Consider the following 20,783-nt stretch of genomic DNA (forward strand, 5'->3'; position numbering starts at 1 on the left):
TAAAAGCGTAAAAATCACGTGAAAATAGATCGTCACAACCTCAAGATTCTCGAAGTCCTGCAGACCAACGCCCGCATCAGCAATCTCAATCTCGCGGATGAAATCGGACTGTCTGAGAGCGCCTGTCTGGCGCGGGTTAAAAAACTCACCAGTGAAAAGTTTATCCGCGAGTTTCAGGCGGAGGTCAATCTCGACAAGGTGCGCCATGCGGAGTTCTACGTGAACGTGGCGCTGAAGCGTCAGGATTCCAAAACCAGTGAAAGCTTCCGCCGCGCCATCAACAAGATTGAGCAGATCGTCTCCTGCGTCAAAATGTCGGGAGAATTCGATTACATGCTGCGTTTTGTATGTCCGGATGCGGGCGACTTCAACCGTGTGTCTGAGCAGCTGCTGGCGGACGAGGATGCGGCGATCACCCGTATGACATCACACCTGGTGATCGAAAAGACCAAACCTTTTACCGGCTATCCGCTGGAGCTTTTGTTTCAGGAGTAATCTCATATCACGAGCGCAATCGTGCGCCCCATCAACCACCAGACTGAAAGCCCTCCCACAAGGTAAGCCACCGGTAACGCGGAAGCCACTGTGGCGGAGTGGCCGGTGCGGACTTCCCACTGGTGTACCGACGGCATGCGCCGCAACACCAGGCCCAGCGCACCGATCGCCAGGATAAACGCTAGCTGTCCTACTTCTATCCCCAGATTGAACACCGCCAGCGACAGTGGGATTGCATGATCGGGTAGGCCGATATCCGAAAGCGCGCCGGCAAATCCGAACCCGTGCAATAGCCCAAAGCCAAACGCCACCAGCCACGGTTTGCGAATGGTCAGGGTTTTGCGTCCCTCCAGCTTGTGCAGGATCTCCACCGCCACAAATGCGACACTGAGCGCAATGACCACCTCCACCGGCTCCTGCGGAAGCCCGGCCATTCCCAGTACCGCCAGCGACAGGGTAACGCTGTGGGCGAGAGTAAACGCCGTAATGGTGGTAATCAGCTGCCGCCAGCCACTCACTAGTACTACCAGCGCGAGCACGAACAGCAAATGGTCCATCCCTAGCAGCATGTGCGTGAATCCCAGAGCGAAGTACATACCCGCGTTTTTTCCGGAAACCGGCCACTGCGCTATCTCGTCGCGGCTGTAGATGGAATCTGTAGAGGGGACGTCGAAGTTGGGCACGGTACTCTGGAAGGGACTGAGCAGGGGCGGGCGCAGTTCATGTGCCTGGGTCAGGAAGCTGATACCAAACAACAGGGTGCCGACAAGGGCAATACGGATACTGCGGTTTTTGATCCAATGCAGAGTCATGGGAGAACTCCGGCGTACGGCTGTTGTATCGGGAAAATTTCTCGTGCCAATGAGAATAGACCACGAATGGCAACGCGTCGGGGTTGGAAAAGCGGGTTTGCGGCCGATAGGCAGAGATAAGGGCAAGAAAATTGTGGTTTTTGGCGCTGAAAGGAATCTACACTCTGTGCTGGATTGATAAGGTTGATCGGGTAACCACGAATACATTCAGTGAAACAAGGGAGCAATGCGATGAAAACTCTGATGCGCTCAGCGGCTATTTTTCTATTTGGCAGCCTGGCTGGGAGCGGCCTGGCCGTGGCGGATGCGGTGGAAGACAAGTACAACCAGTACTGCCATATCTGTCACGCCACTGGTGTGGCCAATGCACCGAAAGTACACGACGTGGAAGCCTGGAAGCCGCGCATGGACAAGGGTATGGACGCCCTGCTGAACTCCGTCAAGAACGGGCTCAACGCTATGCCTCCCGGCGGTATGTGTCCTGACTGCAGTGACGACGAATACAAGGCGCTGATCAAGTTCATGTCGTCGCCCAAACCCTGATGAGATCGCAGGAACCTGATCTGCGGGCGAGATGGTGACTGGGCTAATTGCCTGCAGAACAGGTCCTGCAAGTTTCAGTGTGGCCGACGGGGCGTATTCCGGCTCGTGGCCATAGAAAAAATATGGCGGATATTTCCTCTTAAAGGCCCTGAACGGGTTTTATCGCCAGTGGATTACGTCTGCAGATTCAGTAATTGTTACGCCGGTATCCGTTCCCGCCGGTACTCTGTCGGCGTCATGTCGTGTCGGCGCCTGAATGCCGCGTTGAATGGGCTGAGGGAGCGATAACCAATATCCAGCGCAATGCTGAGCACCGGCAGGTGTATCTCGTTGGGGTCTGCCAGACGCCGGCTCGCCTCATCTATACGGTACTGGTTCAGGTATTCGTTGAAATTGCGATAACCGAGATGCCGGTTGATCAGCGCCCGCAACACATACTCCCGCGCACCCAGTTTCTCTGCCAGCTCGCGAATGGTTAATCCGGTATGCCGGTAGCCGCCGTTCTGCATGTGTTGCTGCAGCTGCTCCAGCAGCTGGCGCTGATGCTCTTCCAGCGGTTCCGGCGCGGATAGGAGCGCCTTCCCCTGGTTGTCCGGGGCTGCCGACGGTGGTGGCAGGGACTCATCCAGTGCGCCCGGGGAAAGCGCCAGTAACCACAGGCATGCACTGAATGCCAGGATACTGGCCATCAGCGCGTGCAGGGTCGGAATACCACTGGGGACGGGCAGATAGGAGAACAGAAATTCCGCGCATACCACGATCACCATATAGCTGCCGATGGCAATCAGCAGGGCGATGCGAAGCATGCGCCGCTCGGCGACCAGGTCGCAATGCAGTTGCCGCAACAGCGTCACCAGTCCGGCGCCGATCAAGCCCAGCTTGAAGGGTTGTGCGAGCAGGTAAAAAAATGTGTGGATATGCAGCTGGCTGGCCAAATCTACGAGCAACTCGGCACCGATCACTCCCCATCCCCAGGGCGGAAACGGTTCGCGCTCGCTGCAGAGCTGATGAGTGAACAGCCAGAAGGCGCCGGGAATCAGTGTGGTCGGGAGATCAATCAGCAGGTCGAGTAGAGAGTTCAGGTCGTTCAGCAGGGGGCGCAGAAGATACAAGAAAGCCCCTAAAATCACGATCAACAACCAGCGGTTGTCCCGCTGCCGCTGCCCGATGGCAAGCCTCGCCGCCGCCAGGAGCAGCAGTCCACAGGCGGCGCCGGCAAAGAAACTGTGGGTCATCTGGTACCTCGCAACATCGGTTTTTCGCGGCCGCTCAGCGCCAGCGATCAGCCCAGGCGTCGAGCACTTTGCTGCTGTAAGTGTGCCGGCCGTAGCTACCGTTGTAATAGGCGAGGGCGTTGGCCATATTGCCTTTGGCTTTCTGGATATAGTGTTTGAGGATGGTACAGCCGTAGCGGAGGTTGGTATCCATATTGATGAGATTGTCGTCCGGGCGACCGATCTCGTTTTTCCAGAACGGCATCACCTGCATCATACCCTGGGCGCCTACGCGGGAGACCGCGTAGGGGTCAAACGCGCTTTCGATCTGGATCACCGCCAGTACAATTTCCGGCTGCAGCCCCGCGCGCGTCGCCTCGCGGTGGATCGCCTTGAGCACGTGCATACGCCGCTGGGGATCCTTGATATAGCGCGCCAGCGGCTGGGACTTGGCCATCAACCACACCTCCGCATCGAAGCGGTCGACGAAGGAGTCGGCTTCTGTCACGGCTTCCTTAAGTGCCACCAAGAGCTGAGGATCCACCTCTTTGACCTGGGCAGATGCGGCAGTGCTGAACAGGCACAGCAGAAGTGTGGTGAGGATTGCTCTTATCATGGGGTGGGATTTTACGGGAAGGTTGGGGGGAAGGGCAGAGGTTCTGCTTTTCCGAAACTTCGTAGTTCCCTCCGGTGGCGGTCGCGCTACCGGGTGTTCCCTTGCGAGACACGCCGTGAACCCATCCATGGGGGCTCTTCCGCGAGGTCCCTCTCGCGGAAGGTCTCGCAAGGGAACACCCGGTATCACGCCCTTCGCATCGAAGATTTGTACTCCGATGTCGGCAGTATGAACAGAGCGCTGAACTATTCGCGAAGGGCTAGCGCTAGGGGGAGGGTTTCAGGATCGTCGCAAACAGGGACGTTTGCGACGAAGCGTACAGGGATGTATTCACAGCGGTCCTGAAACCCTCCCCCTAGTGCTCGACCGCCACCGAAACTTCTTACGAAGCTCAAATTAATAAGGGGGGGAGGGAAGATTCAGTGCGCAATTTTCTCGAGCAGGATGTCCACGATCTGATCCGCAGAAAACTCTGAATTCTCAGAATCGCGACGGCCCTTGTATTCAATCTTGCCGCTCTCCAGACCGCGGTCACCGACCACGATGCGGTGCGGAATACCCATCAGCTCAGTATCCGCCAGCATCGCACCCAAGCGCGCCTTCGGCTCATCCATCAGCAGCACATCGATACCTTTCGCAGTGAGCGCCTCATAGATGTGCTCACACTTCCAGGTAACCGCCTCGCTCTTCTGCATATTGATCGGCACAATCGCCAGCTGGAACGGCGCAATCGCCTCCGGCCAAATGATGCCCGCATCATCGTGGTTCTGCTCAATGGCCGCAGCCACAACACGGGAAACCCCGATGCCGTAACAGCCCATCACCATCACCTGCTCCTTGCCGTTCTCGTCCAGCACCTTGGCATTCATCGCCTTGCTGTACTTATTCCCCAACTGGAAAATGTGCCCCACCTCGATACCGCGCTTGATCTCGATCACACCCTCGCCATCCGGACTCGCATCGCCCGCCACCACATTGCGCAAGTCCTCCACGCGGGCAATCGCCACATCGCGCTCCCAGTTCACCCCGGTAAGGTGGTAATCGTCCTTATTGGCGCCGCACACGAAGTCCGCCAGATGCGCCGCAGCGCGATCCACAATCACATCAATCTTCAGGCCGACCGGGCCCAATGAACCGATACCGCAGCCCAGCTCCGCGGCGATACGTGCTTCTGGAGCGAACTGCAGCGGGCTGGCAACTCCCGGCAGTTTCTCTGCCTTCAGCTCATTCAGCTCGTGATCACCGCGCAGCACCAGCGCCACCAGCGGCGCTTCCGCGCCTTCTTCCTCGGTTTCGCCCAGCACAATCAGGGTTTTTACCGAAGTGTTCGCCGCGATACCGAAGGCCTCCTCCAGGGCTGCAATGGTTTTCTGGCCCGGAGTGTGCAGCTCCTCCATGTCTTTCGATGGCGCCGGGCGCTCGCCGGCCGGTGCCACCGCTTCCGCGAGCTCCACGTTCGCCGCATAACGGCTCACGCTGGAAAACGCGATATCGTCCTCGCCGCTCTGGGCCAGCACGTGGAATTCATGGGAGTGGGATCCGCCGATGGAGCCCGTGTCCGCCAACACCGGGCGGTAATCCAGACCGATGCGGTCGAAGATGCGACAGTAGGCATCGTGCATCACATCGTAGGTTTCCTGCAGGGAATCTGCGCTCAGGTGGAAAGAATAAGCGTCTTTCATGGTGAACTCGCGCGCGCGCATTACGCCGAAACGCGGGCGGATCTCGTCGCGGAACTTGGTCTGGATCTGGTAGAAATTCGCCGGCAGCTGCTTGTAGCTGCTGATCTCGGTACGGATCAGATCGGTGATCACTTCCTCGTGGGTTGGGCCCAGGCAGAAAGGGTTGTCGTGGCGATCCTGGATACGCAGCAGTTCCGGCCCGTATTGCTGCCAGCGGCCGGATTCTTCCCACAGCTCCGCCGGCTGCACTACCGGCATCAGCACCTCCAGCGCACCCGCCCGATCCATTTCCTCGCGCACGATACGCTCCACCTTGCGCAGAACACGCAGGCCGGTGGGCAGCCAGGTATAGAGACCGGAGGACAGGCGGCGGATCATGCCGGCGCGGAGCATCAACTGGTGGCTGATGACCACGGCGTCATTGGGGGTTTCTTTCTGGGTAGCAATCAGATAGCGGGAGGCGCGCATAGGGCTTTCTTTTTGGTCGTTGAATTTCAGGGGGCGGCCATTTTACGCCGTAGCAACGGCGTTTTGGTAGGGTTACCCGGTTGGAAGCTGGGGCATCGTTGCCCCAAAAACGGAAAACCCCGCAAAAGCGGGGTTTCTTGGCTGAAGGCGGCGAGAATCAGGACTCGGCCATTTCCTTCAGCTTCTTCAGCGGGCGGATTTTTACCTGGATGCTCGCGGGCTTGGCCTTGAACATGGTCTCTTCGCCAGTGAAGGGGTTGATGCCCTTGCGCGCTTTCTTGGCCGGCTTCTTCACGGTGGTGATTTTCAGCAGACCCGGCAGGGCGAATTCGCCCACGGCCTTCTTCTTCACATGGCTTTCGATCACGTTGGTCAGCTCGTCCAGTACCGCCTGAACCTGCTTGCGGGACAGCTCGGTGGCTTCGGCAATGTGGTTCAGTACCTGGGTTTTTGTGAATTTTTCTTTTGCTACAGCCATTTTCTTGGCCGGAGCGGCCTTGGCTGCGGCCTTCTTGGCTGGAGCCTTCTTCGCTGCGGTTTTGGCTGCGGCTTTCTTGGCGGGGGCTTTCTTAGCTGCGGCGGTCTTGCGTGCGGCCATCGTTAGCTTCCTTTTGTATCAGTGTTTTTCCAATAAAAGTGGTTCGGGAGCTCCGGAAATCGGTCGGATTCTCCAGTACGACAGGGTGTTCCCAAGTACTGGACTGAGTATATCCAGTTTTTATCCGCGCGCATCGGGAAAAATTGGAAAAAAAGTGCATTTTTACAGGGTTTTGGCCGGAATTTAGCCTTCTGATGCCTGGGCGGGGTTCCCATACACCGGTAACTTCTTCCCTCCGGGGGGCTCATGTATAATCTGCGCCCCTTTGAATGCCGTGAGATTTCGGGTAAAAGCCATGCCTATCTACGAATACCAGTGCAAGGCCTGTGGCCACCAGATGGAAGCCCTGCAGCGCATGAGCGATGCGCCACTGACCGATTGCCCCGCCTGCAACCAGGCGGAGTTGAGCAAGAAAATTTCCGCAGCCGGATTCCGGCTCAAGGGCGGTGGCTGGTACGAGACCGATTTCAAGACCGGCAGCAAGAAGAACCTGGCGGGCGACGCCGCCAAGCCGAATAAGGACAAGCCGGCAGCCAACACAGGCAGCAGCGCCTCCGGCTCCGCCAAAGCAAGCTGATTCAACATTACTGACTAAGGGAATAAGACTCCATGCGCACCGATTACTGTGGCGCCCTGCGATCCGCCGATATTGACCGCGAAGTAACCCTGTGTGGCTGGGTAGACCGCCGCCGCGATCACGGCGGGGTGATCTTCATCGACCTGCGCGACCGCGATGGTATTGCCCAGGTGGTGTTTGATCCGGATGCCGCCGAACACTTCAAACTGGCGGACCGCGTGCGCAGCGAGTTCGTGCTCAAGGTCACCGGGCGAGTGCGCGCGCGCGCCCCGGAAGCGGTCAACCCGAACATGGCCACCGGCGAGATCGAGATTTACGGCCAGCAGCTGGAAATTCTCAACTCCGCCGAAACCCCGCCGTTCCAGTTGGACGAGCACACGGCCGTTGGCGAGGATGTGCGCCTCAAATACCGTTATCTGGATCTGCGCCGCGGTGAGATGCAGCGCAACCTGCGGTTCCGCTCCAAGATCACCAATGCCATCCGCAACTACCTGGATGGTGAGGGCTTCCTGGATATCGAGACCCCGATCCTCACCCGCGCCACGCCGGAAGGGGCCCGCGACTATCTGGTGCCAAGCCGCACCCACGCCGGCAAATTCTTTGCGCTGCCGCAATCTCCCCAGCTGTTCAAGCAGCTGCTGATGGTGTCCGGTTACGACCGCTACTACCAGATCGCCAAGTGCTTCCGCGACGAAGATCTGCGCGCAGACCGCCAGCCGGAATTCACCCAGATCGATATCGAGACCAGTTTCCTCGATGAAAACGCCATCATGTCCATCACCGAGGGCATGATCCGCAAGCTGTTCAAGGAGCTGAAAGGCGTTGAGCTGGGGGAATTCCCGCGTATGCCGTTCAGCGAGGCGATGGAAAAGTTTGGCTCCGACAAGCCTGACCTGCGCATTCCGCTGGAACTGGTGGACATCAAGGATCTGATGACCGATGTGGACTTCAAAGTGTTCTCCGGCCCCGCGAACGACCCGAAAGGCCGTGTCACTGCGCTGAAAGTGCCCGGTGGCAACGACAAACTGACGCGCAAGCAGATCGACGATTACACCAAATTTGTGGGTATCTACGGTGCCAAGGGCCTCGCCTATATCAAGGTCAACGACAAGTCCGACCTGGAAAACGGCCTGCAGTCCCCCATCGTCAAGTTCCTGCCAAACGATGTGCGCGCAGCTATTCTCGACCGTCTGCGGGCGGAGAACGGCGATTTGATCTTCTTCGGCGCCGACAAGGGCAAAATTGTATCCGAAGCTCTCGGCGCCCTGCGCTGCAAGCTGGGAGAAGACCTCAACCTGTACGTCGCCGAATGGGCCCCGTTGTGGGTGGTGGACTTCCCGATGTTCGAAGAGAACGACGACGGCAGTATTACCGCGCTGCACCACCCGTTCACTTCACCCTCCTGCGCACCGGAGGAGCTGGAGAAGAACCCGCTGGAGGCCCTGTCGCGCGCTTACGATATGGTGCTGAACGGCACTGAGCTGGGTGGAGGATCCATCCGTATCCACAATCAGGAAATGCAGCAGACCGTATTCCGCGCCCTGGGCATCAGCGCCGAAGAGCAGCGCGAAAAATTCGGCTTCCTGCTGGATGCACTGAAATACGGTGCGCCGCCCCACGGTGGCCTTGCCTTCGGCCTCGACCGCCTGGTGATGCTGATGACCAACAGCGACTCCATCCGCGACGTCATCGCCTTCCCGAAAACCCAGAGTGCTGCCTGTGTGATGACCGACGCCCCCGGCGCGGTAGATGCCAAACAGCTGCGCGAGCTGAGCATTCGCCTGCGCAGTAAAGAAGAGCAGGTAGGTTAAGTTGTAGAAAACCGCTGTAGGAGCCTGCTTGCAGGCGAATTTCGCACTGCGAATGTTCGCCTGCAAGCAGGCTCCTACAGGGAGACGACGGAGGAAAAATTGATGGCTGGACACAGTAAATGGGCCAACATCAAGCACCGCAAGGCTGCCCAGGATGCCAAGCGGGGCAAGATTTTCACCAAGATCATTCGCGAACTGACCGTCGCCGCCAAGGCCGGTGCCAATCCGGATGACAACCCCACCCTGCGTGCCACCATCGATAAGGCCCTCGGCGCGAACATGAAGCGCGACACCATCGACAAAGCGATTGCCCGCGGTGCTGGCGCCAATGACGGCGATAACTACGAGGCGGTCATCTACGAAGGCTATGGCGTTGGCGGTGTCGCGGTGCTGGTGGAATGCCTGACCGACAACCGCAACCGCACCGTAAGTGAAGTGCGCCACGCCTTCAGCAAGCGTGGCGGCAATCTGGGTACCGACGGCTCCGTGGCCTATCTGTTCTCGCGCAAGGGGCAGATGTTCTACGACGCGGGTGTGGATGAAGATGCACTGATGGAAGCGGCGCTGGAAGCCGGTGCGGAAGATATCGTCACCAATGACGACGGCAGCATCGAGGTAACCACCGAGTTTACCGATTACATGCCGGTAAAGGAGGCGCTGACCGCAGCGGGCTTCGCTCCAGCGAGCGCGGAAATCGCCATGATCCCCTCCACCACCATCGCGCTGGATAAAGAGGGTGCGGAGAAGGTATTGGCACTGGTGGATATGCTGGAAGACCTGGACGATGTGCAGAACGTCTACACCAATGCGGATATCCCGGAAGAGGTAATGGCCGAACTCGGGTAATCCTGCTTCGCGCCCCTGATATGCCCCGCCAGTCGGGGCATTTTTGTTTCCGGGGATTGCCCCTTTCGCCTTGACGCCCCGCAATCGCCTTGGGACACTTCCCGCCGGAATTGTATAAATGTACAGGGGGCAGGCAGCCGTGACCCGAATTCTGGGGATAGACCCCGGCTCACGCAAGACCGGCTATGGCCTGATCGACGTGGAGCGCTCCAGTGCCCGCTATGTGGCCAGCGGCGTGATCCGCATACCGGATGCCCCGTTGCCGGAGCGGCTCAAACTCATCTTCGACGCAGTGAGCCAGATTGCCCAGCAGTACCAGCCACAGCAGATGGCCATTGAAAATGTGTTCATGGCCAAGAGCGCGGGTTCGGCCCTGAAGCTCGGCCAGGCGAGGGGCGCCGCCATCGTCGCCGCTGCCAACGCAGGTCTGCCGGTGTCGGAATACGAAGCGCGCAAGGTGAAACAGGCGGTGGTGGGCAGTGGTGCGGCGGACAAGTTACAAGTCCAGCACATGGTCAAAACCCTATTGAAACTCCCCGCCTCGCCGCAGGAAGACGCCGCGGATGCACTGGCGGTGGCACTCTGTCATCTGCACACGATGCAGACATTGATCCAGTCCTCTACCGGAAGCCGGGCCCGGTTCCGGCGCGGAAGGTTGAGTGTGACTTGATCGGATGGAAAGAAAAAAGTCTGCGGACCCGAAATAAAATCTGGAAAAACAATGATCGGAAGACTTACCGGCAAACTGGCCGCGGTTCAGCCGCCGCAACTTTTGGTGGATGTGCAGGGCGTCGGCTACGAAGTGCTGGCTCCCATGACCACCATCTTTGAACTGCCGCAACTCGGTGGCAGTGTGCAGTTGCATACGCATCTGGCGGTGTCGGAAACCTCCCAGCAGCTGTTCGGTTTTATCCGCGAATCGGATCGCCAGCTGTTCCGCATCCTGATTAAGGTCAACGGCGTCGGCCCGAAAATGGCGCTGGCAATTCTCTCCGGCCTCGATGGCGCCGCGCTGGCGCGCTGTGTGGCGGACGATAATGTGGGGGCGCTGGTAAAAGTACCCGGTGTGGGCAAGAAAACCGCCGAGCGCCTGATCATCGAGCTGCGCGGCAAACTCACCCCGCAGGCCGGTGATCTCGGCGACATCCCGCTGTTGGCGGTGAATGCCGAACCCAAGTTGGACCATGCGGGCGAGGCGGAAAGTGCTCTGGTTGCGCTCGGTTACAAGCCCACGGATGCCACCAAAATGGTCTCCCGCGCCGCCAAGGAGCAGCCCGACGCCGACAGCGCCAGCTTGATCCGTATCGCCCTGAAGAGCATGGCCCCTGCCTGATAATTGAGTGCATCCAGTGATTGAAGCCGACCGTCTCATCGCCCCCGAACCCATAGGCCCTTCCGGCCAGGAAGATCAGTACGACCGCGCCGTGCGCCCCAAATCCTTGTCCGATTACGTCGGCCAGCCGGTGGTGCGCGAGCAGATGGAGATCTTTATTCAGGCCGCGAAGCTGCGCAAAGAGGCGCTGGACCACACCCTGGTGTTCGGCCCCCCCGGTCTCGGCAAGACCACGCTCGCCAACATTATCGCCGCAGAAATGGGTGTGGCGATCAAGACGACGTCTGGCCCCGTGCTGGAAAAGGCCGGCGATCTCGCCGCCATCATGACCAATCTCGAGCCGGGGGATGTGCTGTTCATCGACGAGATCCACCGCCTCAGTCCCCATGTGGAAGAGGTGCTGTATCCGGCAATGGAGGACTATCAGCTCGACATCATGATCGGCGAAGGGCCGGCGGCGCGCTCGATCAAGCTGGACCTGCCGCCGTTTACGTTGGTGGGAGCCACCACGCGTGCGGGCCTGCTTACCTCTCCACTGCGGGATCGCTTCGGTATCGTGCAGCGGCTCGAGTTTTACAACATCGACGACCTCACCAGCATCGTCGCCCGCTCGGCGCGACTCATGGGCGTGGAGATGGATGAGGGGGGCGCGCGCGAGGTCGCGTGCCGCGCCCGCGGTACGCCGCGTATTGCCAACCGCCTGCTGCGCCGGGTGCGCGACTACGCCGAAGTAAAAGGCAATGGTCGTGTGTGTGTGGATATCGCCGACCGCGCGCTCAACATGCTGAACGTGGACGCCCGCGGATTCGATCAGCTCGACCGCCGTATGCTGCTCACCATGATCGAGAAGTTTGACGGCGGCCCGGTAGGGGTCGACAGTCTTGCCGCCGCGGTCAGCGAAGAGCGCGACACTATCGAGGACGTGCTCGAGCCCTACCTGATCCAGCAGGGATATATCACCCGCACCCCGCGGGGGCGGCTGGTGACGGCGCTGGCGTACGAACATTTTGGTATCCCGAAGCCCGACCGCACCTGACGAAGCGGTCGTCATCCTGTAGCATGTTGTCCCATCGTTGGTCGCCAGCGCTCGCTAGGTTTCCAGAGGTTCCTTGCGGGTGGACCGGTGGCCCCAAAACCGCAGAAGACCAATAAAACCGAGTTCGCGGTCGGCGATTTAAGGACAGAAAGTGTCAGAACCCTTCCACATCCCCATCCGTGTCTATATCGAGGATACCGACGCTGGTGGCATCGTTTATTACGTAAATTATTTGAAGTATATGGAGCGGGCCCGCACAGAACTGGTCCGCTCACTCGGCTATGATAAGCCGGCAATGCCTCAGCAGGGGCTGTTACTGGTGGTTCATTCAGCGGAGGTTCAGTATCGAAAGTCTGCAATACTGGATGACCAATTGCACGCCAGTGCCGCCATCGGCAAACTGGGGCGCGCCGCCATTACCTTTGAACAGAAAATCTGGCGCGGCGATGAAATTATTTGCGAGGGTGTGGTCAAAGTGGCCTGCGTCGACGACGCCAGCCGCAAACCCTGCGCTCTACCCGAACCCATTTATCAAGCATTGAAGGCAGCGAGTTAACGACATGAATGCCGGTGAACAACTATCTCTGTGGGGGCTGATTTCCAGCGCCAGTCTGCTGGTACAGCTGGTGATGCTGCTGCTCCTGCTGGCCTCGGTCATCTCCTGGGTAATGATCATCCAGCGCGGGACCTATTTGTCGCGCGCGCGCAAAGCGATGATCAACTTCGAGCGCAAGTTCTGGTCCGGATCGGATCTGAACCAGCTGTTCCGCGACGGCAATGCGGCGGCGGAACGGGGCCGGATCGATGGTGTCGAGTCTCTGTTTCGCGCCGGTTTCACCGAGTTCACCCGACTGCGCCAACAGGGTAAAAGCAGCCCGGCGGCCGTGATGGAAGGCACCGAGCGCGCCATGCGCGTAGCCATGTCGCGGGAGCAGGAAAAGGTGGAGATGAACCTGCCGTTCCTTGCCACCGTGGGCTCTGTCAGTCCGTACATCGGGTTGTTTGGTACCGTATGGGGCATTATGAACTCCTTCCGCGGCCTCGCGACTATGCACCAGGCCACCATCGCCACTGTGGCACCGGGTATTTCCGAGGCGCTGGTGGCGACCGCCATGGGGTTGTTTGCCGCTATTCCCGCGGTAATGGCATACAACCGCTACTCCGCCAAGGCCGAGTGGTTGTTGTCCAGCTACGAGACCTTTGCTGAAGAATTCTCCTCCATCCTGCACCGCAAAGTGCACGCCGCCAGCTGAGGCGCCAACAGCGACGCTGTGCCAGGAGTCGAATCATGAGCAATTTCCGCAAAGCCCCAAAGCGCAAGCTGGTCTCCGAGATCAACGTGGTGCCTTACATCGATGTGATGCTGGTATTGCTGATCGTCTTCATGGTGACCGCGCCGCTGCTGATGCAGGGGGTGAAAGTTGATCTTCCCGACGCGCCATCCGCGCCTATCGAGGATACTGACGACGAGCCACTGATCGTGTCCGTCAAAGCAGATGGCACCTACTACCTGAACCTGGGAGAGGACGAAAAAGTCGCCAAGCCACTGCCGGAAATCAAGGAAACAGTGGCCAAGGTGCTGCGACAGAAGCCGAAAACTCCCGTGTTGGTGTGGGGCGATACCGATGCCCGCTACGGCCTGATCGTGGGTGCCATGACACACCTGCAGCAGGCGGGCGCGCCGAGCGTCGGTCTTGTTACCGAGCCGCCGTCCGAGTGATGCGGGGCGAGAGGAATCTATGAACGGCTCTTACGGCCCGGCTATCGTTATCAGTGTTGCCCTGCACGCGTTGTTGATCGCGGTGTTGACCTTTGGCTGGGAGGCAGAGCACAAGAAAGAGCTCAAGCCTATGCCCAAATTCGTGCAGGCGAAGCTGGTGCAGCTTGAATCCAAGTCCACCCAGGAGCGCAAGGCGCCGCCGAAGGTGGATCTGATAGAGAAACAGCGCCGTCAGCAGGAGCTGGAGCGCCAGCAGAAGGCGGCGGAAGAGAAGAAACGCCAGGCCGCCGCCGAGCGTAAGAAAAAAGAAGAGGCAGACAAAAAGCGCAAGGCTGACGAGGCCGCGCGCAAGAAGAAGGCGGCGGAAGAAAAGGCTCGTAAAGAGAAGGAGCGCAAGGAGAAAGAGCGCCAGGAAAAGCTTGAGCAGGAGCGCAAAAGCGCATTTGAGGATGCGCTGCAAGATGAGGAAGAGATCCATGACGCCAGCAGTGATGCCGCCGCCGTCATGTCGGTGGCACAGGCCATTCAGCAGCGTATCGAAGCGGTGTGGAGCCGCCCGCCCAGTGCCCGCAATGGTATGGTGGTGGAAGTCCAGATCAATTTCGTGCCCACAGGCCGGGTGGTGGCATCCACCATCACCCGGGGCAGTGGCAATGCCGCTGTGGACAGGTCGGTACTGACCGCTGTTAAAAAAGTGGAAGTATTTCCCGAGGTGGCCGAAGTGGCCCGCGAGGAGCCGTCACTGTTCGAGCGCCAGATCCGAACAACCAAACTGATATTCAGAGTCGAAGGCCTGCGCCAATGATGAAAAAAACCTTCTCACTGTTGTTTGCCACCCTAATCAGCTGCGCGCTGGCGGTGTCCGCCCGGGCACAGTTGGTGGTGGAGATTACCGATGGCAATCAGGACCCGACCCCGATTGCGGTCGCGCCGTTTGATTGGTCCGGTACCGGCGTGCTGCCGGAGGATGTCTCCGAAATTGTCGCTGCCGACCTCCGCCGCAGCGGGCTGTTCGCACCGGTGCCCAGGGAAGACATGCTGTCGTTCCCGAAGACGCCGGAAGAGGTGAGTTTCCGCGACTGGCGTGTGCTGGGTACCGAGTATGTCGTTACCGGGCGCATACAGCCCCAGTCCGGTGGTTACCTGTTGAGCTTTGATCTGGTGAATATCTTCGGCCAGAGCAAGATGTTCACCAAACAGGTGACCGGTGGCCCACAGCAGCTGCGGGATATCGCCCACCGCGCGGCGGATGAAATCTACGAGGCCATTACGGGCATTCGCGGGGCTTTCGGCACTCAGATGATCTATGTGCAGGAGACCTCTCGCGGTGGCCAGCCCAGCTATGCGCTGATGCTGTCCGACATAGATGGCGCGCGCGCCCGTCAGATCCGCCGCTTCTCGACGCCGGTGATGTCGCCGAGCTGGTCACCCAACGGCCAGGAAGTGGCCTATGTCTCCTTTGAAACCGGGCGCCCGGCCATTTTCCGCGAGAACATTCGCACCGGTGCGCGCCAGCAGCTCACCAACTTCAAAGGGCTGAACAGCTCGCCGACCTGGTCGCCGGACGGGACCAGGCTGGCGATGGTGCTGTCGAAGGACGGCAACCCGGAGATCTATGTGCTCGATCTGCGAAGCGGCCAGTTCACCCGTATGACCCGCCACTTCTCCATTGATACCGAGCCGAACTGGATGCCGGACGGAAAGTCGCTGGTTTTCACTTCCGACAGGGGAGGTAAACCACAAATTTACCAATTGACTCTTGCCACGGGTCAAGTAGACCGCTTAACCTTCGACGGCGACTACAACGCGCGTCCGCGGGTCTCTCCCGATGGCAAAACGCTGGTAATGGTGCATCGTAGCAGCGGGATTTTCACCATCGCTACGATGGATATCGTTTCCGGCAGAATGCGTGTCCTTACGGAGACGCGCCTGGACGAATCCCCAAGCATTGCGCCCAATGGCGCGATGCTGATGTACGCCACCAAGCGGGGGAGCAAGGGTATTCTGGCAGCGGTGTCGCTGGATGCCGGAGTCAAATACAGCCTGCCTTCGCAACAGGGAAATGTCCGCGAGCCGGCGTGGTCGCCTTACTTTGATTGATGCAGTACCTGCAGCGGGCCTTATGTTCTTGCTGCGGGTGTGAAATCAAACAAATAAGAAAAAGGTAAATCCCGGTAAAGTAACCGGGTGGTAAGTCTGACAGAATTTTTCGATAACACTTAAAGCGGAGTTGTTTATGTTCAAATCAGTTAAAACCGGCCTGGGCCTGGCTTGCGTACTGGCCGTTATGGCTGGTTGTTCCAGCACCGATACCGACGACAGCGCGAGCGCCAACCAGCTCGACCAGACCCCGCCGCCAGTAGTGGAAGATACCACTACTGTTGAGGCACCGGTTGCTCTGGATAACGTAGTTTACTTTGACTTCGACCAGTCACTGCTGAAGCCCTCCACCCGCGAGCTGCTGATCAAGCACGCGGACCGTATGCGCGGCGCTGCTGGCACCGTGCGTCTGGAAGGCCACGCTGACGAGCTGGGTACTCGTGAGTACAACCTGGCTCTGGGCGAGCGTCGCGCCAACGCTGTTCGCGACTTCCTGGTGCTGCAAGGCGTGAATGCCGCCAACCTGGAAGTAATCAGCTACGGTGAAGAGCGCCCTGCCTCTGAGGGCAGCAGCGAGAGCGATCGCGCCATGAACCGCCGTGTGGTTATCAACTAATCTGAAAGCATGCACTTGTCTTTTCTGATTAGAAGTATCGCGGTTGCCGCAGCCTGTATGGCTGCGGCATCGACCTCGTATGCGCAGGCTCCGGTAGTGGATCTGTCCAACGGCAGTACCACGGACCGGGGCTATGCAACTCCGCCGCCCCCGAGTTATCCACAGCTTGCGAGCCGTACGGATGCCTCAGCCGGCCGCCTGCAGGCTAACCCGCAGGCGGACGCCTACTACCAGATGCAGATACTGCAGCAGGAAGTGCAGGAATTGCGGGGCGCTGTGGAGGAGTTGAGACATGAAGTCAAGCGGTTGCGCCAACAGCGCACCGAGGACTATATGGATCTCGACCGCAGAATTTCCAAGTTGGGTGGCACGGCTCCCGCCACTGATGCTCCAGAGTCCGGCGCCAGCGGCGCTGAAGAGGCTGGTGCAGAGGTTCCGCCCCAGTTGCCGACAAACGGCGGCGCTGCGGAGGCCAGTGAAAACGAGCGGGATCGCTACCAGGCGAGCTTTGATCTTGCGCGCAACGGCGACTACGACGGTGCCAGCAAGGCGTTCAAAAGCCTGCTGAATGATTTCCCGAACGGGCAATATGCACCCAATGCCAATTATTGGCTGGGTGAAATAGCGCTGGTGCAGGGCAATGTGGAAGAAGCGCGCACCTGGTTTGTCGCGTTGCTGGAGAGCTACCCCAATTCCAGCAAGGTCTGGGATGGGCGCTACAAGCTCGGCACCGTCTACCATCAGCTGGGCGACAATGCCAAGGCCCGGGAATTGCTGCAACAGGTGGCGTCCAGCGACGCCCGCGCCTCAGGACTGGCAAAGCAGTACCTGAAGGAAAATTTCAACTAGAACCGATTGCATGTCTGACCTCGGTAAAGCCACCGTAGCCCGGTTGCTGCTCCAGGGGAGAAGATGACACCGGCAGTGCTCAGATCCGAGTACTGTTGGTGGGTGCCACCAGTCGGTGCTGGTTTTGTGATCAAAAAGAATCTATGATCCCGCGCCCGGGTGGTTACGCCACCCGGGCGTTTTTTTTATATGCGTCTGGGGCGCTTCACGGGTTGAAGCCGTGGTCAGAGGCGGTGCGAGATGTTCACTGAGCGGGATGCGGATTGCGAATGACAGCCGAGACAAAGACAGATCTGAGCGGAGTTGACCTGACTGAAGAGTCTCTTCGCATCAGCGAGCTTTTCTATTCTCTGCAGGGTGAGGCGCGCGACTCAGGCCTGCCCACGGTATTCGTGCGTCTCACCGGCTGTCCGCTGCGTTGTACCTACTGTGATTCGGAATACGCCTTTTACGGTGGCGAGCGCATGACACTGGCCAACATCTTGCAGAAGGTCCGGAGCTATCCCGCCCGTCACGTCTGTGTTACCGGTGGTGAGCCGCTGGCCCAGCCCAATTGCCTGCCGCTGCTCACGGCCCTGTGCGACGCCGGTTATCAGGTGTCACTGGAAACCAGTGGCGCCATGCCGGTGGATGCGGTCGACGCCCGGGTATCCCGGGTAGTGGACCTGAAAACCCCCGCCTCCGGGGAGCAGTCGCGCAATCGCCTGGAAAACATACCGCTGCTCGGTCCGGCAGATCAGGTCAAGTTTGTGATCTGCGATCGCGGTGACTACGACTGGGCCAGGTTTACCCTGGACCAGTACCGCCTGGCCGAGCGGGTGGGTGAAGTGCTGTTTTCCCCCAGCTACGAGCAGCTGAGTCCGCGCCAGTTAGCGGAGTGGATACTGGAAGACGGTCTGCCCGTGCGCATGCAGATCCAGTTGCACAAGCTGCTGTGGGGCGATGTACCCGGCGTGTGATGGCGAGTGGTTTGCCCATGTTCGCTGGAAGTTCGCCAGAAGAATTCGGATGGATTTATGAGTAACAAAAAAGCAGTCGTTCTGTTGTCCGGCGGACTCGATTCCGCCACGGTTCTGGCCATGGCGAGCCGTGACGGCTACGAATGCTATGCACTCGGATTTGACTACGGCCAGCGCCACAGCGCGGAACTTGCCGCCGCCCGGCGTGTGGCGGTAGACCTCGGGGCCGTGGAACACAAGGTGGTAAAGCTGGACCTCCGGGTTATCGGAGGTTCTGCGCTTACCGACGACAGTATCGCCGTGCCGGAAGAGGAGACCAGTGGTATCCCGATTACCTATGTACCGGCGCGCAACACAGTGTTCCTCTCCATCGCCCTGGGTTGGGCGGAGGTGCTCGGTGCACAGGATATTTTTGTGGGTGTGAATGCGGTTGACTATTCTGGTTACCCGGATTGCCGCCCCGAGTACATCAACGCGTTTGAAAAGATGGCAAACCTCGCCACACGTGCGGGGGTGGAAGGTAAGAAACTCACGATTCACGCGCCGCTGATGAAAATGAGCAAGGCGGATATCGTCACGCGGGGCACAGAGCTCGGCGTGGACTACAGTCTGACCGTGAGCTGTTATCAGGCCCGGCCTGATGGCGCCGCCTGCGGCCGCTGCGACAGCTGCCGCCTGCGCGCCGCGGGTTTTGCCGAGGCCGGCCTGGATGATCCGACCATCTACGCCGGGCATCGCTAAGCCCTTATATTTGCTGGAAATTTTTTTATGATCGGGACTTGTGTTTTCGGATTAGATCCGTAAGATACGCAGCTCCTCAAGGCGAGGGGATTAAGGGTCGTTAGCTCAGTTGGTAGAGCAGTTGGCTTTTAACCAATTGGTCGCTGGTTCGAGTCCAGCACGACCCACCATATTCTCCGCGCCCATGACAAATCGCTCTCTACCAGGCCATTTGTCGTGTACTTTCAGTCAGGGCTGTTTCACGCCCGGCTGCCAAAGGGTCGTTAGCTCAGTTGGTAGAGCAGTTGGCTTTTAACCAATTGGTCGCTGGTTCGAATCCAGCACGACCCACCATTCCCCAGTTTTCTCACGCGAAGAGCCGATTTGGACTCCACAGATATTCTGTGCTTCGCCGAAGTCTGGCTGCGTCGTTCCCATTCCTATTCCACCCTAGAATTTCAGTGGAAGCCGCCATTGCCGGTGCTGAACTCAGCGAAATTTCTGCAGACCGGTATAATGCCGGCCTTTCCGTGTGACAGAGATCCATCACAGCATGACAGACAGCAGCGAAAAAATTGCCACCAGCAGCCCCGCGCCGAATGCCATTGATGCCCGCGAATTCGTGCAGGAGCATATTACACACCCCGCGACACACGAGTACAGCCCGGAAGAGCTGGAGCTGTGGCGCGAGCGCATCAAGCGTCTGTTGAAAGAGCAGAATGCAGTGCTGGTTGCGCACTACTATACCGATCCGCTGATCCAGCAGTTGGCGGAGGAGACCGGCGGCTGCGTGTCCGACTCGTTGGAAATGGCGCGTTTCGGCGCTCAGCACCAGGCCGACACCTTGATCGTTGCCGGGGTGAAGTTCATGGGCGAGACCGCCAAGATTCTCACACCCAACAAGCGTGTGCTGATGCCTACCCTGGAGGCGACCTGTTCGCTCGATCTGGGTTGTCCTATCGAAGAATTCTCTGCATTTTGCGACCAGCATCCTGACCGCACGGTTGTGGTATATGCGAATACTTCTGCGGCGGTCAAAGCCCGCGCTGACTGGGTTGTGACGTCCAGTATTGCGCTGGATGTGGTGGACTACCTGGATTCCCAGGGAGAGAAAATCCTGTGGGCGCCGGACAAGCACCTGGGCAGTTATGTGCAGAAGCAGACCGGTGCCGATGTGCTGCTGTGGGACGGCGCTTGCATCGTGCACGAGGAGTTCAAGGCCAAGGGGGTTGCTGATCTCAAGGCGCTGTATCCGGACGCGCTGGTGCTGGTGCACCCGGAGTCGCCCGCTGCAGTGGTGGAGCTGGCGGATGTGGTTGGGTCGACTTCCCAGATCATCAACGCCGCCAAAACCCGCCCGAACAGGCAGTTTATCGTGGCTACTGACCAGGGCATTTTCTACAAGATGCAGCAGCAGTGCCCGGACAAGGAACTGATCATTGCGCCCACCGCCGGCTCCGGTGCCACCTGTCGCAGCTGCGCCAACTGCCCGTGGATGGCGATGAACTCTCTGGAAAATCTGTGTGGGGTGCTGGAGCGCGGCGACAATGAAATCCTTGTCGATCCGGAACTGGGCAAACGCGCGATGATGCCGCTGCAGCGGATGCTGGATTTCCGCAAGCCGCTGGATTGAGTTTGATTTTGTGGCATTTAAGTAAGCCCGTTGCCGTTCCTTCTACGCTGTAGGGGCGTTTACGTAGACTGGGAGTCGGAATTGAAGGTGGGGCGCTTGGTAGCGTGTTTCGGAACCGTCGCAAACAGGGACGTTTGCGACGGAGCGTACAGGGA

Annotated in this window: 23 protein-coding genes and 2 tRNA genes; 20 read left to right on the forward strand and 5 right to left on the reverse strand. The window is 59.0% G+C overall.

All coding sequences use genetic code 11. From position 1 onward, the window contains the following. Positions 1 to 18: 18 nt before the first annotated feature. Complete coding sequence (locus GNX18_RS18880) at positions 19 to 495, forward strand: Lrp/AsnC family transcriptional regulator (RefSeq protein WP_138236119.1); 477 nt, start codon at positions 19 to 21, stop codon at positions 493 to 495. 2 nt (positions 496 to 497) lie between these two features. Here GNX18_RS18880 and GNX18_RS18885 read toward each other — a convergent pair whose 3' ends face one another. Continuing rightward, positions 498 to 1,307: a HupE/UreJ family protein gene (locus tag GNX18_RS18885; protein WP_166220105.1), complete on the reverse strand. Its 810-nt coding sequence runs from the start codon at positions 1,305 to 1,307 to the stop codon at positions 498 to 500. A gap of 231 nt (positions 1,308 to 1,538) precedes the next feature. On the opposite strand from GNX18_RS18885, the gene GNX18_RS18890 reads away from it, so the two are divergent. Continuing rightward, complete coding sequence (locus GNX18_RS18890) at positions 1,539 to 1,850, forward strand: cytochrome c5 family protein (protein WP_166220107.1); 312 nt, start codon at positions 1,539 to 1,541, stop codon at positions 1,848 to 1,850. Positions 1,851 to 2,047: 197 nt separating this feature from the next. On the opposite strand, the gene GNX18_RS18895 is transcribed toward GNX18_RS18890, so the two are convergent. From GNX18_RS18895 to GNX18_RS18910, 4 genes are all read right to left on the reverse strand, one after another. Beyond that, positions 2,048 to 3,085: a helix-turn-helix transcriptional regulator gene (locus tag GNX18_RS18895; protein WP_166220109.1), complete on the reverse strand. Its 1,038-nt coding sequence runs from the start codon at positions 3,083 to 3,085 to the stop codon at positions 2,048 to 2,050. A 34-nt stretch (positions 3,086 to 3,119) separates the two neighbouring features. Next, positions 3,120 to 3,680: a lytic transglycosylase domain-containing protein gene (locus tag GNX18_RS18900; RefSeq protein ID WP_166220111.1), complete on the reverse strand. Its 561-nt coding sequence runs from the start codon at positions 3,678 to 3,680 to the stop codon at positions 3,120 to 3,122. 419 nt (positions 3,681 to 4,099) lie between these two features. Next, a complete protein-coding gene (locus tag GNX18_RS18905) occupies positions 4,100 to 5,830 on the reverse strand; it encodes a proline--tRNA ligase (RefSeq protein WP_166220113.1) in 1,731 nt (576 codons plus the stop codon). A 157-nt stretch (positions 5,831 to 5,987) separates the two neighbouring features. Next, on the reverse strand, positions 5,988 to 6,428 hold the full coding sequence (locus GNX18_RS18910) for an HU family DNA-binding protein (protein ID WP_138236113.1): 441 nt from the start codon (positions 6,426 to 6,428) through the stop codon (positions 5,988 to 5,990). Positions 6,429 to 6,723: 295 nt separating this feature from the next. Here GNX18_RS18910 and GNX18_RS18915 point away from each other — a divergent pair, with 295 nt between their 5' ends. From GNX18_RS18915 to nadA, 18 genes are all read left to right on the forward strand, one after another. Next, positions 6,724 to 7,005 (forward strand): FmdB family zinc ribbon protein, encoded by a 282-nt coding sequence (locus tag GNX18_RS18915; RefSeq protein ID WP_138236112.1) that lies wholly within the window; start codon positions 6,724 to 6,726, stop codon positions 7,003 to 7,005. Positions 7,006 to 7,037: 32 nt separating this feature from the next. Continuing rightward, complete coding sequence (aspS, locus tag GNX18_RS18920; RefSeq protein ID WP_138236111.1) at positions 7,038 to 8,816, forward strand: aspartate--tRNA ligase; 1,779 nt, start codon at positions 7,038 to 7,040, stop codon at positions 8,814 to 8,816. A 102-nt stretch (positions 8,817 to 8,918) separates the two neighbouring features. Further along, positions 8,919 to 9,662, forward strand: a complete 744-nt coding sequence (locus GNX18_RS18925; protein ID WP_138236110.1) for a YebC/PmpR family DNA-binding transcriptional regulator — start codon at positions 8,919 to 8,921, stop codon at positions 9,660 to 9,662. 139 nt (positions 9,663 to 9,801) lie between these two features. Next, on the forward strand, positions 9,802 to 10,332 hold the full coding sequence (gene ruvC, locus GNX18_RS18930; protein ID WP_166220797.1) for a crossover junction endodeoxyribonuclease RuvC: 531 nt from the start codon (positions 9,802 to 9,804) through the stop codon (positions 10,330 to 10,332). A 51-nt stretch (positions 10,333 to 10,383) separates the two neighbouring features. After that, positions 10,384 to 10,995: a Holliday junction branch migration protein RuvA gene (gene ruvA / locus GNX18_RS18935; protein ID WP_138236108.1), complete on the forward strand. Its 612-nt coding sequence runs from the start codon at positions 10,384 to 10,386 to the stop codon at positions 10,993 to 10,995. Between the two features lie 16 nt (positions 10,996 to 11,011). Beyond that, positions 11,012 to 12,031 (forward strand): Holliday junction branch migration DNA helicase RuvB, encoded by a 1,020-nt coding sequence (ruvB, locus tag GNX18_RS18940; RefSeq protein WP_138236107.1) that lies wholly within the window; start codon positions 11,012 to 11,014, stop codon positions 12,029 to 12,031. Positions 12,032 to 12,182: 151 nt separating this feature from the next. Continuing rightward, the gene (gene ybgC, locus GNX18_RS18945; RefSeq protein WP_138236106.1) at positions 12,183 to 12,587 is read left to right on the forward strand and encodes a tol-pal system-associated acyl-CoA thioesterase; all 405 of its coding nucleotides are present in this window, start codon (positions 12,183 to 12,185) and stop codon (positions 12,585 to 12,587) included. 4 nt (positions 12,588 to 12,591) lie between these two features. Then, positions 12,592 to 13,284, forward strand: coding sequence for a protein TolQ (gene tolQ, locus GNX18_RS18950; RefSeq protein ID WP_138236105.1), 693 nt, complete (start codon positions 12,592 to 12,594; stop codon positions 13,282 to 13,284). Positions 13,285 to 13,319: 35 nt separating this feature from the next. Next, complete coding sequence (gene tolR, locus GNX18_RS18955) at positions 13,320 to 13,751, forward strand: protein TolR (RefSeq protein ID WP_138236104.1); 432 nt, start codon at positions 13,320 to 13,322, stop codon at positions 13,749 to 13,751. 19 nt (positions 13,752 to 13,770) lie between these two features. Further along, complete coding sequence (gene tolA, locus GNX18_RS18960; RefSeq protein WP_138236103.1) at positions 13,771 to 14,556, forward strand: cell envelope integrity protein TolA; 786 nt, start codon at positions 13,771 to 13,773, stop codon at positions 14,554 to 14,556. Beyond that, positions 14,556 to 15,851, forward strand: a complete 1,296-nt coding sequence (tolB, locus tag GNX18_RS18965) for a Tol-Pal system beta propeller repeat protein TolB (RefSeq protein ID WP_166220799.1) — start codon at positions 14,556 to 14,558, stop codon at positions 15,849 to 15,851. The genes tolA and tolB overlap by 1 nt, the downstream gene beginning before the upstream one ends. Positions 15,852 to 15,987: 136 nt before the next feature. Beyond that, a complete protein-coding gene (locus GNX18_RS18970; RefSeq protein ID WP_138236102.1) occupies positions 15,988 to 16,467 on the forward strand; it encodes an OmpA family protein in 480 nt (159 codons plus the stop codon). 57 nt (positions 16,468 to 16,524) lie between these two features. Further along, on the forward strand, positions 16,525 to 17,316 hold the full coding sequence (gene ybgF, locus GNX18_RS18975) for a tol-pal system protein YbgF (protein ID WP_138236101.1): 792 nt from the start codon (positions 16,525 to 16,527) through the stop codon (positions 17,314 to 17,316). Between the two features lie 269 nt (positions 17,317 to 17,585). Continuing rightward, positions 17,586 to 18,275: a 7-carboxy-7-deazaguanine synthase QueE gene (gene queE / locus GNX18_RS18980; RefSeq protein ID WP_166220115.1), complete on the forward strand. Its 690-nt coding sequence runs from the start codon at positions 17,586 to 17,588 to the stop codon at positions 18,273 to 18,275. A gap of 57 nt (positions 18,276 to 18,332) precedes the next feature. Then, positions 18,333 to 19,016 (forward strand): 7-cyano-7-deazaguanine synthase QueC, encoded by a 684-nt coding sequence (queC, locus tag GNX18_RS18985; protein ID WP_166220117.1) that lies wholly within the window; start codon positions 18,333 to 18,335, stop codon positions 19,014 to 19,016. A 94-nt stretch (positions 19,017 to 19,110) separates the two neighbouring features. Next, positions 19,111 to 19,186, forward strand: a tRNA-Lys gene (locus tag GNX18_RS18990). 87 nt (positions 19,187 to 19,273) lie between these two features. Continuing rightward, a tRNA-Lys gene (locus tag GNX18_RS18995) sits at positions 19,274 to 19,349 on the forward strand. Between the two features lie 199 nt (positions 19,350 to 19,548). Continuing rightward, positions 19,549 to 20,628, forward strand: a complete 1,080-nt coding sequence (gene nadA, locus GNX18_RS19000) for a quinolinate synthase NadA (RefSeq protein WP_166220119.1) — start codon at positions 19,549 to 19,551, stop codon at positions 20,626 to 20,628. Positions 20,629 to 20,783: the final 155 nt, after the last annotated feature.

The organism is Microbulbifer sp. SH-1, from assembly GCF_011326135.1.
GTDB lineage: Bacteria > Pseudomonadota > Gammaproteobacteria > Pseudomonadales > Cellvibrionaceae > Microbulbifer > Microbulbifer harenosus.